This window comes from Absiella sp. AM09-50, from assembly GCF_003433845.1.
In the GTDB taxonomy this organism is placed as follows: domain Bacteria; phylum Bacillota_I; class Bacilli_A; order Erysipelotrichales; family Erysipelotrichaceae; genus Hoskinsella; species Hoskinsella hominis.
In genome coordinates, this window is the sequence record NZ_QVFI01000005.1 from 1 (window position 1) to 11,890 (window position 11,890).

Sequence of the window (11,890 nt, forward strand, 5' to 3'; positions counted from 1 at the left end):
GACAAAAATGTTTTAATTATTTTGTGTGTCTACTTGACACAAGCTGATCATTCATGTCGCTTCTTTCTTTATATATTTAACTGTAAAGTACCAAAGTGTGTGTAATATTAGGAAGTCAAGGCACTTTACAGGTAAATACCGTTATTCAACAGTAACCGATTTAGCCAGGTTTCTGGGCTGATCTATTTCACAACCACGAAGTCTAGCGATTTCATAAGCTAATAACTGTAATGGTATGACACCCAGTATTGCCTGAATCAATTTATCAGTTTTTGGTATACGCAAAATATCATCATATCCATCATGTGCTATCTGTAAATCATCGCTGATGATCAATAAAACATAAGCACCACGGGCTTTTACTTCTTTGATATTACTAATCGTTTTTTCATATAAATCCTCATCACTCGCAAGTGCGATGACAGGGGTGCCTTCTTCAATTAAAGAAATCGTTCCATGCTTCAATTCACCAGCCGCATAGGCTTCACTATGTATATAAGATATCTCTTTTAGTTTTAAACTGCCTTCCATGGATAAAGAATAATCCAATCCACGCCCTATAAAGAACACATCATTATGCTGATATATTTTCTTTGCAAATGCAGAATAATCTTTTTCAATAAGCTGTTGCATTAATTTCGGTAAAGTTTTGATTTCTTTACTTAACTGCATAACTTCATCATCCTGCATATGGCCATGAACATAGGACAGATAGCAGGCAAGTAAAGATAAGACAGCTACCTGTGTACAATAAGCCTTTGTCGTTGCCACACAGATTTCAGGTCCAGCTTTCGTATAAATAACATGATCAGCATCACGAGCAATAGTAGAACCAATGACATTGACGATTGCCAGGGTTGCGACATCATTTGCTTTTGCTAGTTGTAAAGCAGCTATTGTGTCCGCAGTTTCACCAGATTGACTAATGAAGATGGCTAATGTATTGCCTGTATAAATAGGATTTGCATAACGATATTCACTTGCACAGATACAATCCACATGAATGCGTGCTCTTGATTCAATCAAGGATTTCGCTATCATACCAGCATACATCGCACTGCCACAGGCAATGATATGTATTTGATCATATTGTTTTAAATTGGGCATTGTATTCAATAGATCCAATAGATTATTTTGCATAAGTGAATCGATTGTTTTTTTCACAACATCTGGTTCTTCATGAATCTCTTTCAACATAAAGTGTTCATAGCCGCCCTTTTGGATATCTGTGATATCCATTTCACTAGTTTGTATTTCTTTATCCAACAGATCACCATTCAGATTTTGAATGGTAATTTGATTTTTATGAAGAACAGCAATTTCTTCATGTTCTAACACAATATATTGGTTTGTATATTTTAAGAAAGCTGAAATATCGCTTGCCAGAAAGTTCTGATGTTCACCAACACCTAAAACAAGCGGTGAATTCTTTCGCATAGCATATATTACATCCAGTTCATCCTGAAAGATGATAGCAAATGCAAAACTTCCTTTGAAATGCTGATAAGCTTTCGTTAAAGCAGACACTTTATCTTTTGTCAGAAAATAACAATAGTCAATATAAGCTGCCGCAATTTCACTATCTGTTTGTGAATAAAAATCATAACCTGCGTTTTCCAGTTCTTCTTTGATCGTATTATAATTTTCAATAATACCATTATGAACAAGCGTTACCAATCCACTTTGATGGGGATGACTGTTTGTTTCATTTGGTTCACCATGCGTTGCCCAACGTGTGTGGGCAATTCCCAATGTTGTTCCTTTTGTGTTCATCTTTTCAAGCTTTTCCTCTAAAAAGCTGACATTTCCTTTTGCTTTGATAATTGTTACCTGATCATTTTGTGCCAGTGCTAATCCTGCAGAGTCATACCCACGGTATTCTAAGGCGTGTAAACCCGCAATCAAAACACTATTTGAGATCTTCTCTGATCCCACATAGCCAATTATTCCACACATATTTTATGTTCCTCCATGATAAAAAATAGTGTGTTGAGAATAGTTTTTGTAGCATTATGATGTTGCTTTTGTCTATTCTCTTTCGATCCACAATAACCGTAACAGTACCCGCCGAATCTTTCGATAACTGTTATCCTCGTCAACCCGTAGGTCCAGGCGCTCATTATTACTACCCACGATCCTCCTTGGTAAAAATAATAACTGGTATTAGTATACTATGATTATTTGAAATTGCAATAGGTTTTTTTATGAGAAGTATAGGACATATATACAATTCCATAGATAAAAAAAAGAGCAGGTTATTGAAATATATGCCGTTATTATAAGGAAAATTGGAGTTTTGAAAAAGATTTGTAACAAATGAAAGCGATTTTTACAAAAAAATGATAAAAATTTTAAGTAAACGCTTGCATTAAAATAAGACATGGTCTATAATTGGTATAGACCAAGTGGTATATACCACTTGGAGGAAACAAGGCAAAGCCAGAGTGATCTGGTGACGCAAAGCTATAGGGTCTATTTATTAGAAAATACGACAGCCAGTTGCCGAAGAATAAAGCATGTTCAATGGAGGAGAGAGAAACATGAAAAAAACTTTATTTGATGGTGCGTTGGCACTTCCAAATGGGAATGCGGAAAGCTGCATAAAGGCTATATGCAGAAACGCTAAGGTAATGAAGACAAACATTTTGGCTAAATGGATATCTTTACATACACCTTCCCTAGGCAATCAAATTCCAGCGGCGTTTATTAAGAAAAGCATATTTAACGAGAAAGTCTTAGGATTCGCTATCGGCTAGGATAGTGAAATCATAAGCTGGAAACGAGTTGTCAAAATTTAATAAATAACCAAATAGTGGCCGAAAAGCGATTATTGCTGATAGACAGGAACGTAAAAATAAAAGTAACGTTTGACAGTCTGTGTCCCTGGAAGTTATGATTAGTGTGTAGGGAAAGGACTGTTTTTCCTGTTGATGGCATATGAACGCTGAGAATTGCGTAAACAGTTGGAAACTGTCATATCCATCTGTGGAAATGAAATAGGTGTGGCGTATGGAGGAACAGAGGAGAAAACAAAGTGTTCTGATGGAACATGTTGCAAGTATGGAATTTTACCAAAAGGATAACGAGCAGCCTGTCCAAGTATTTCAGGACCTGAATTTTGAAGCTTTAGAAGGCGAAATCTGGGCGATTATTGGAAATAAAGCATTTGAAGTGCGTTTATTTCTTGAAATCGTTGCGAATGCCAGACCGTATAAAGATGGCAGATGTGTTTTAAATGAGACAGGGATGATGCGGAAAAAACGTTTGATTTTACCGCATGTCTACTATATAGGAAGTACAAACATGATGTTTGAGAACATGAGTGTTCTTGAATATCTCACATTTATTACAGCAAAGGAGCCTGGCAGTATTGATGAAAGGAAGCATCAGATTGCCAAAGATTTGTTGGATGTTAATCTAGGTTATTTAAGTGAAAGAGAAATCAGTACATTAACTCCACCGGAAAAAAGCGTAGTGGAATTAATGGCTGGTTACTATACAGAAAGCAAACTGATTATCTGGAATTTAGCAAGATTATATTATGATGAGAAATGTATTCTTGCGATTCAAACGATATGTCAGGAATTGCAAAGACAAAAACGGACATTGTTATTTTCTTCTTTTGATTACAAAATGATAGAAGCCTGTGCAACCCATATTTCCCCCTTGTATGATGGTAGATTTCTTTGTAATTCTCCCGTACAGGATTTTATCAAAACTTGGGATCACCTGTGTGCAATCATAAGGGACGATCGTGCAAAGGAAATGGAAGAATATCTAATGAAAACAATGCCCGATTATGAATATCGTAGAAATGGCAATCGATTAGAAGTTTGGGATCAGCATAATAATATTGCTGGATATGATGCAATATGTGCAACGCTGGGAAAGAACTACTACTACCCAAAGTTTATAGAACAGCACCCATATTGTGTTGAAAACGCGTGGAAAGAGATCGTATATCAGTATGAACAAAATAGTAAAACAAACGGATAGAAAATTGTCATATATTGAAAAGAAAAGAAAAAGTCAAAGCATTCTATGGTACGGAGTGAGTATTGCTATTCTTTCTTTTATTATTCATCTGGTGTTACAGGCATTAACGCGCAGTGTCCTGTCACAAAGTGTTCCACAGTTTATGATGCCAAGCTATTTTTCTACGATTAGTCTTTATGTTTTAGTTGCTTTCATTATGTATATTGTCTATATGATACGCTATTTCGATTTACTTACATTTGCGGAGATATCAGCAAATAAATGGTACACACTGGCAAAAAACGGATATGATCCGTTGAAGATGATTTTGACCAAGTTGTTGATACGTTTAAAGGAAATCGTTATCTACTATACAATAGGATATATCGTTACTATCCTGTTGACCATGTTGTTACAATATCCATTCATTGTGAATTACATGATATCGCTCTATATGGTAGGGCTTGTTGATATCATATTTGTTACGGTTGTTACGATGGAATGTTCGCTATTTATAACAGAACAGCGTGATGCAAGATATGTCATTGTGATTAGTGCAATTATCATTTGGATATTACGCTTAAGCAGTGGCTACTATAATTTGATAAGTGATCCTGTCAGTATGCAGAACATTACCCATCTGTTTGATTACTTTGGACAGTCAAATTACTTATTCTACTTTCTGATCGTTGTCATCATCGCTTTGATTACGTTGGTCGTGCGTGCTCAAAAGATATCCCAATATACAAATTTCCCCTTTTATGAAAAAGACATGGATTTAGATGATGGCGTTCGTATCGTGATACCGAAACAAGACAGCTATGAAGATATTGTAAATCAATTCGTAAGAAATCAGCGTCATAAGGGATTTGATCAGCTGGTTATGACTGTTTTGATTGCTGCGATTACCTGCAGCATTGTTGTGAATCTATTTGTATTATATGTTTCCACTGCATCACCTGAGAAAAAATCAGAGGCATTTGGTAAAATTGCATATATAGTAGAAACAGATGAAATGGAACCTGATTTACTTTGTAATGATCTGGCATTCTTTGATTCCATTGGACGTACAGATGCAGTATATGAAAATGAAATCATTCTTTACGAAACAAAAGAGGGTCCAAGGACAGGATTTATCAAAACAATCGATGAAAATCATAATATGGTTGTAGAAACCAGAAAGCATACAGCCCAAAAGCAGGATATCATCATATGCAAGGAAGATGTGTATGGAACGCTTACAGGAAGAAATCCTTGGCTTGGTGTACTGCTGCTATTTGCAAATACGATATTTGGAAGATTATTATGTCTGTTGATTCCGGCTTTATTGTTGTATTATTATAAACCAATAAAAAATTATCTTCGTCGAAGAGGTATGAGTAAATATTAATTATCATGAGAAGGAGTGGACTTTGCCCAGGTTCACTCCTTTAATTATGAAAAAACAGGAGGTTTTAACTATTTTAGAAAACTTTGAAATAAAATGATAGTATTACTGAAAATTATTGTAAAAATTTGCAGAAAACACTTGCAATGTAATTTCAATGCGCTATAATATTGTTAATCAATTAAACGTATTGATTATTTTGAGGAAAGAAAAAAAGAGAAGGAGAGAAAAACATGGGAAATTTTAAGAAATATGTTGCAATGGCAGCATGTGCGGCAATGGCATTTACAATGACTGGTTGCGGCAGTAAAGATGAAGGCTCTAATGAAGATTCAGTTAAATGGGGCGTAAACTATGAACAAACAGGAACAGCAGCTACTTATGGAACAAGTCACGTTGATGGCATTAAATTAGCTGTTAAAGAAATCAATGCTGCTGGCGGTGTAAAAGTCGGCGACAAACAAAAGAAAATTGATTTAGATGTATTGGATAATAAAACAAGTGATACAGACATGCCAACCGTTTATAATCAGTTGGTACAGGATGGATCTAAGGTTATTTTAGGACCTGCAATTTCATCATTGACAAAACAGGCATTTGAAATGGCTTCAGAAAACAAAATTCCAACACTTTCAGCTTCAGCTACAGCAGATGATGCGACTTTGAAAACTGATGGAAGTGTACAGCCATATGGCTTTAAAATTTGTTACTCTGATTCATTCCAGGGGAAAGCATTAGCAAAAGCTGCTTTTGATAAAGGATGGAAAAATGTATTAGTATATTCTGATAACTCAAGTGATTATGCAAAAGGTTTAACAAAAGTATTCTCTGATGAATTCAAAAAATTAGGTGGAAACATTGTTGGAAATGAAAGCTATACACAGGGTGATAAAGAATTCAGTTCTGTATTAACAAAAATCAAAGGCAAAGATTATGATGCAATGTTGATTCCAGGTTATTATGAAGAAGCAAGTCAGATCGTAAAACAGGCTCGTGAAGCTGGTATTGAAAAACCAATCTTAGGACCTGATGGATTTGATTCACCTAAATTAAAAGAAGTTGTTGGTGCAGATAAATTAAATAACGTATTCTTCACTACTCACTTCTCTACTACAGAAAAGAACGAAAAAGTTGATGCATTCTTGAAAGCTTATAAAGATGAATATGATAAAGCTCCTGATACATTTGCTGCATTAGGATATGACTTAGCTTACTTTGTTAAAGATGCAATCGAAAAAGCTGGTAGTGATGATCCAGAAGCAATTACAAATGCAATTGCTGCATATAAAGACTTCACAGGTGTTACAGGAACATTCTCAATGGATGATGATCACACACCTATTAAATCAATTAAATTCGTTGAATTAAAAGATGGCGAACAGGCTTCTGCTGTTGATGTTGATGTAACAAAATAAGAAGATATTTGATAAACAACATAAATAAGGTGAAAGCGCACTTTCACCTTATTTGACGTTTCAAATGTATATAGGAAGGGGTATTCGTATGACAATATTTTTACAACAGCTGATCAATGGTCTGTCGGTAGGTAGTATTTTCGCATTGATCGCTCTAGGTTATACCATGGTCTATGGAATTATCAAATTAATTAACTTTGCACATGGTGATATTTATATGTTAGGTGCATATGTTGGTTTCTTTGCTTCTACATCATGGGGGTTAGGATTTTTCCCAACTTTGATTATCGCAATGTTGATCTGTATGTTTACAGGTGTACTAATTGAAAAGATTGCATATAAGCCATTACGTCACGCATCAAGAATTACATCTTTGATAACTGCAATTGGCGTTTCCTTATTTATGGAATATGCAATGATGTATGTAATGGGACCAAACATTCGTACATATCCAGCTGATTTCTTCCCTAAAGAAGTGTATACCGTTGCTGGACTTCAAATCAGTAATCATCAGATTATGATTTTCATTACTTCTATTGTATTAATGATTGCTTTACAGTTGATCGTTAAGAAAACCAAAATTGGTAAAGCAATGCGTGCCGTGTCTACAGATCCTGATGCAGCAGAATTAATGGGAATCAATGTAAATCACACAATTTCATTTACTTTCGCCATTGGTAGTGCATTAGCCGGTGCTGCTGGTGTTATGATTGGTATGTATTATAACTCTATTGACCCTTTAATGGGGATGATACCAGGTCTAAAAGCATTTATCGCCGCAGTATTTGGTGGTATCGGAATTATTCCTGGCGCAATGCTAGGTGGAGAGGCTATTGGTATTCTTGAAACATTAGCTAGTGGATATGGCTTCTCTATGGTAAAAGATGCTGTCGTATATCTGATCCTGATCATTATTCTGATCATCAAACCAAGTGGTTTACTTGGTAAAAATGTGAAAGAGAAAGTTTAGGAGGAATCGTCTATGAAAAATCAATTTACAAAACGCAATTTGATATGGACCATCATTGCATGTGTGATCTTTGGTATCTTTCAGGCAATGATTATGGGAAATTTGATTCCAAATACTTATCAGGTAACAATTATTACGATTGGTATAAATATTATATTAGCATTAGGACTTAACCTGATTATCGGTTTTACCGGACAGTTCTCTTTAGGACATGCAGGTTTTATGTCAATTGGCGCATATTGTGCAGCTATTACATTATTGAAAATCCCTAATATGGGAGGGCTATTTTTAGGAATGTTGATTGGTGCGATCATTACATCTATTGTTGCTTTAATCGTTGCTATTCCAACTCTTCGTTTGCGTGGAGATTATCTTGCCATCGCAACATTAGGCTTTTCAGAAGTCATTCGTATTGCAATTCAAAATATGGAAATCACGGGTGGTGCTGCTGGCTTAAGCAGTATTCCTAAACTGACAACATTTCCATTAGTATTTATTTTTATCGTCATTAGCATTCTGGTTGTACACAACTTTGTTCGTTCTTCACATGGACGTGCCTGTATTTCTGTACGTGAAGATGAAATTGCCAGTGAATCTATGGGTATCAATACAACAAAATATAAAACATTGGCATTTGTTATTGGTGCTGTACTGGCATCCATAGCTGGTGCATTATACGCTTCATATTTCTATGTATTAAAACCATCTACGTTTGGATTTATGAAATCCATCGATATTTTGGTTATCGTTGTATTTGGTGGAATGGGTTCTCTATCTGGAAGTATCCTTGCGGCAATCGTATTAGGATTAATCAACCTGTTCTTACAGAGTTATGCGGAAATTCGTATGATCATTTATGCATTAGCGATTATCTTAATCATGGTATATCGACCACAGGGATTATTCGGCAATAAAGAAATCACAGATTTTCTTCCTGCGAAGTGGAAAAAGAAAAAGGAGGTAGATTAATATGCCTTTACTTTCTGTAAAAAAATTAACAAAGAACTTTGATGGTCTTTGTGCAAATTCCAATGTAAATATGGAAATCAATGAAGGAGAACTAGTTGGTCTGATTGGACCAAATGGTGCTGGTAAAACAACATTGTTTAACATGTTAACTGGGGTATATGTTCCAAGTGAGGGAACAATTGAATTTGAAAAAGATGGAAAAGCAGTAAAACTAAATGGTGTAAAACCATATAAGATTACAGCTATGGGTCTTGCGAGAACATTCCAGAATATTCGTCTGTTTAAAGAAATGACAGTTTTAGATAATGTTTTAATTGCCATGAACAAAGATGTAAAATATGGAACCATTACAGCATTGTTACGTTTACCTGCCTTTTATAAAGAAGAAGAAAAGATGCGTAAGAAAGCAATGGAGTTATTAAAAATCTTCCATTTGGAGGATAAAAAGGATGAACTTGCTAGCAACCTGCCTTATGGGGAACAAAGAAGATTAGAGATTGCCCGTGCCATGGCAACAAATCCTAAACTATTATTCTTAGATGAACCTGCTGCCGGTATGAATCCGCAAGAAACCGCTGAATTAACAAATCTGATTCGTTTTATCAGAGATGAATTCCATATCAGTATTCTATTGATTGAACATGATATGTCACTGGTTATGAATCTGTGTGAAAGAATCTATGTATTAGATTATGGCAAGATTATCGCATCAGGTGTACCAGAAGAAATCAAAACAAATAAACGAGTAATCGAAGCTTATTTGGGTGAGGAGATATAGTATGTTAAAGGTAGAAGGACTGAATATAAAATATGGTGCTATTCATGCGGTAAAAGGCATTGACTTGGAAGTAAATGAAGGCGAAATCGTAACCCTGATTGGTGCGAACGGGGCTGGGAAAACAAGTATATTAAAAGCCTTAAGTGGACTTGTAAAACCAAGTGCCGGTACGATTACCTATGATGGGAAAGTGTTGAATAAATGTTCAGCACAGGATATAATGAAACTAGGTATCAGTCATGTTCCTGAAGGAAGAAGAATCTTTGCTGGAATGACTGTATTAGAAAATTTGGAGCTTGGAGCTTATCAGAGAAAAGATAAAGATGGTATCAAACGTGATTTAGAAGCAGTTTATGACCGTTTTCCAATATTGAAGGATCGTAGTAAACAAAATGCAGCAACTTTATCCGGTGGTGAACAACAGATGTTAGCCATGGGAAGAGCATTGATGGCAAATCCAAAAATTCTGTTGCTGGATGAACCAAGTATGGGCTTAGCACCAATTCTTGTAAAAGAAATCTTTAATATCATCAAAGATATCAATGCGAAGGGCACAACTGTATTGCTGGTGGAACAGAATGCACGTATGGCTTTATCCATCGCTCATCGTGCTTATGTTATGGAAACCGGAAATATTGTAATGAGTGGTACAGGAAAAGAACTATCTGAAAGTGAAGAAATCCAGAAAGCGTACTTAGGAGGATAAGAAACCATGTATGTAAAAAACAGAATGACGAAAAATCCTATTTGTATTGGTGTAAACAATAAGATCAGTGAAGTCGTCGATATCATGAATGAGAAAAAATTACACCGTATTCCTGTTGTCAATGGCAAAAAATTAGTAGGTCTAGTGACAGAAGGAATGATTTCAAAGAATGGCGCAACAAAAGCGACCAGTCTGAGTATCTATGAATTAAATTATCTGTTAAGTAAAACAACCGTTGATGCAATCATGATTCGTGATGTCATTACCATCCACGAAGATTCTTTCTTGGAAGATGCAGCATTGTTGATGTATAAACATGATATCGGATGTTTACCAGTTGTAAATGATGATAAAGAAGTTGTTGGTATCTTAACAAGCAACGATGTATTAAGCGCATTCCTTGATATCTTAGGATATCGCGAAAGAGGAAGCCGCGTTTGTATCGAAGTAAAAGATGAACTTGGCACAATCGGAAGCTTGTCAGAAATCTTTGTTCGCAATAACTGCAATATTACCCACTTAGGGGTATATTCACAACATAACGGCTTTGCGGATATGATCATTCGTATTGATACATTCCAAACAGATGAATTGGAAAAAGATTTAGAAGCAAGTGGCTATAAAGTATTAAGTATTACTAAGAATCCTAATTAAAATAAATTGCCCTTTTAAAGCTCATGGCTCATTAAAAGGGCTTTTATTTTTCTTGTAATTCAAGAGTGGATACGATAAAATAAAGGCATAGAAGGATACATGAAAGAGGGCGGAAGTATGGGAAATTCACAATCTATCCGTGGCAATGTACAAAGCTATCTGCGTTCTATTGGTGGATATCCTAGATTGACACATGAAGAAGAAATTGAATATTTCAAGAAAATTGAAGAAGGCGATGAAAATGCGAAGGAGTATTTTATTGATTGTAATTTAAAGCTTGTCGTAAATATCGCAAAGCAGTTTAACCGTTATAATGTACCATTTATGGATTTGATTCAAGAAGGAAATCTTGGATTAATTCGTGCTGTAGAAAAGTTTGATTATCGTAAAGGGTTTAAGTTTTCCACATATGCAACCCAATGGATTCGCCAGTATATCACACGTTATATTTTAGATAAAGAAAAGATTATTCATATACCTGTGCATATCGCAGAAAGTGAATTTAAGATCCGTAAGGCGATTGATCGTTTGATGAAAGAGCTGCAAAGAGAGCCAACCATCGAGGAAATTGCAAAAGATTGTAATATGACACCTGAAGAAGTTCGCGATTTAATGGGATTAACACAAACAACAGTATCCATTGATGCTCAAATAGATGAGGATGGGGATACTAGTCTTGGAGATATGTTATCCGATGAAGCTACCTTAACACCGCAACAAAATGCAGATGCTATGTATATGAAAGAAACTGTACAAAAATCGTTATCTGTTTTGAAAGAGCGGGAAAGAGATGTTATCATACGACGATATGGTCTAAATGGAGAAACACCAATGACCTTAGAGGATATTGGTAAAATTTATGGCATTACCAGAGAACGTGTTCGTCAGATTGAAAATAAAGCTATGCGTAAACTTGGTTCACGCAATGTAAAAGAAGAATTAAAAGACTTGTATTATCATGATATCAAAGACTAAAAAGGACTAAAATAGTCCTTTTTAGTCTTTATATAGGAATAATTCATTAATTTTGTCTATT

The 11,890-nt window shown here is 35.3% G+C and carries 11 protein-coding genes and 1 riboswitch; of the genes, 10 read left to right on the forward strand and 1 reads right to left on the reverse strand.

The genetic code is table 11. The annotated features are described in order from the left end of the window. Positions 1 to 141 precede the first annotated feature (141 nt). Positions 142 to 1,956 carry a glutamine--fructose-6-phosphate transaminase (isomerizing) gene (glmS, locus tag DW114_RS06055; protein WP_117452876.1) on the reverse strand — a complete coding sequence of 605 codons (1,815 nt, stop codon included), beginning with the start codon at positions 1,954 to 1,956 and terminating at the stop codon, positions 142 to 144. 466 nt (positions 1,957 to 2,422) lie between these two features. Beyond that, positions 2,423 to 2,507: riboswitch (cyclic di-GMP riboswitch) on the forward strand. Between the two features lie 33 nt (positions 2,508 to 2,540). Between glmS and DW114_RS06060 the strand changes: the two genes are divergently transcribed. The 10 genes from DW114_RS06060 (at position 2,541) to DW114_RS06105 (ending at position 11,829) form a co-directional block, all read left to right on the forward strand. Beyond that, positions 2,541 to 2,756: a hypothetical protein gene (locus DW114_RS06060; RefSeq protein ID WP_117452877.1), complete on the forward strand. Its 216-nt coding sequence runs from the start codon at positions 2,541 to 2,543 to the stop codon at positions 2,754 to 2,756. 253 nt (positions 2,757 to 3,009) lie between these two features. After that, positions 3,010 to 3,996: a hypothetical protein gene (locus tag DW114_RS06065; RefSeq protein WP_117452878.1), complete on the forward strand. Its 987-nt coding sequence runs from the start codon at positions 3,010 to 3,012 to the stop codon at positions 3,994 to 3,996. Beyond that, positions 3,968 to 5,365 carry a hypothetical protein gene (locus tag DW114_RS06070; RefSeq protein ID WP_117452879.1) on the forward strand — a complete coding sequence of 466 codons (1,398 nt, stop codon included), beginning with the start codon at positions 3,968 to 3,970 and terminating at the stop codon, positions 5,363 to 5,365. Before DW114_RS06065 ends, DW114_RS06070 begins: the two co-directional genes overlap by 29 nt. Before the next feature lie 230 nt (positions 5,366 to 5,595). Then, on the forward strand, positions 5,596 to 6,777 hold the full coding sequence (locus tag DW114_RS06075) for an ABC transporter substrate-binding protein (RefSeq protein WP_117452880.1): 1,182 nt from the start codon (positions 5,596 to 5,598) through the stop codon (positions 6,775 to 6,777). An 88-nt stretch (positions 6,778 to 6,865) separates the two neighbouring features. Next, positions 6,866 to 7,747: a branched-chain amino acid ABC transporter permease gene (locus DW114_RS06080; protein ID WP_117452881.1), complete on the forward strand. Its 882-nt coding sequence runs from the start codon at positions 6,866 to 6,868 to the stop codon at positions 7,745 to 7,747. Positions 7,748 to 7,759: 12 nt separating this feature from the next. Then, positions 7,760 to 8,716: a branched-chain amino acid ABC transporter permease gene (locus DW114_RS06085; RefSeq protein WP_117452882.1), complete on the forward strand. Its 957-nt coding sequence runs from the start codon at positions 7,760 to 7,762 to the stop codon at positions 8,714 to 8,716. Position 8,717: 1 nt separating this feature from the next. Beyond that, complete coding sequence (locus DW114_RS06090) at positions 8,718 to 9,494, forward strand: ABC transporter ATP-binding protein (RefSeq protein WP_117452883.1); 777 nt, start codon at positions 8,718 to 8,720, stop codon at positions 9,492 to 9,494. A 1-nt stretch (position 9,495) separates the two neighbouring features. Then, entirely contained in the window at positions 9,496 to 10,200 is a 705-nt protein-coding gene (locus DW114_RS06095; RefSeq protein ID WP_117452884.1) for an ABC transporter ATP-binding protein, read from the forward strand. A 6-nt stretch (positions 10,201 to 10,206) separates the two neighbouring features. Further along, positions 10,207 to 10,854, forward strand: coding sequence for a CBS and ACT domain-containing protein (locus tag DW114_RS06100; RefSeq protein ID WP_117452885.1), 648 nt, complete (start codon positions 10,207 to 10,209; stop codon positions 10,852 to 10,854). Between the two features lie 117 nt (positions 10,855 to 10,971). After that, complete coding sequence (locus tag DW114_RS06105) at positions 10,972 to 11,829, forward strand: sigma-70 family RNA polymerase sigma factor (RefSeq protein WP_158552194.1); 858 nt, start codon at positions 10,972 to 10,974, stop codon at positions 11,827 to 11,829. The last annotated feature ends 61 nt before the right edge of the window (positions 11,830 to 11,890 follow it).

Excerpts from the sequence above, each read along its gene's own strand:
- glmS (WP_117452876.1), bottom strand. The coding sequence starts at position 1,956 with ATGTGTGGAATAATTGGCTATGTGGGATCAGAGAAGATCTCAAATAGT.
- DW114_RS06060 (WP_117452877.1), top strand. The coding sequence starts at position 2,541 with ATGAAAAAAACTTTATTTGATGGTGCGTTGGCACTTCCAAATGGGAAT.
- DW114_RS06065 (WP_117452878.1), top strand. The coding sequence starts at position 3,010 with ATGGAGGAACAGAGGAGAAAACAAAGTGTTCTGATGGAACATGTTGCA.
- DW114_RS06070 (WP_117452879.1), top strand. The coding sequence starts at position 3,968 with ATGAACAAAATAGTAAAACAAACGGATAGAAAATTGTCATATATTGAA.
- DW114_RS06075 (WP_117452880.1), top strand. The coding sequence starts at position 5,596 with ATGGGAAATTTTAAGAAATATGTTGCAATGGCAGCATGTGCGGCAATG.
- DW114_RS06080 (WP_117452881.1), top strand. The coding sequence starts at position 6,866 with ATGACAATATTTTTACAACAGCTGATCAATGGTCTGTCGGTAGGTAGT.
- DW114_RS06085 (WP_117452882.1), top strand. The coding sequence starts at position 7,760 with ATGAAAAATCAATTTACAAAACGCAATTTGATATGGACCATCATTGCA.
- DW114_RS06090 (WP_117452883.1), top strand. The coding sequence starts at position 8,718 with ATGCCTTTACTTTCTGTAAAAAAATTAACAAAGAACTTTGATGGTCTT.
- DW114_RS06095 (WP_117452884.1), top strand. The coding sequence starts at position 9,496 with ATGTTAAAGGTAGAAGGACTGAATATAAAATATGGTGCTATTCATGCG.
- DW114_RS06100 (WP_117452885.1), top strand. The coding sequence starts at position 10,207 with ATGTATGTAAAAAACAGAATGACGAAAAATCCTATTTGTATTGGTGTA.
- DW114_RS06105 (WP_158552194.1), top strand. The coding sequence starts at position 10,972 with ATGGGAAATTCACAATCTATCCGTGGCAATGTACAAAGCTATCTGCGT.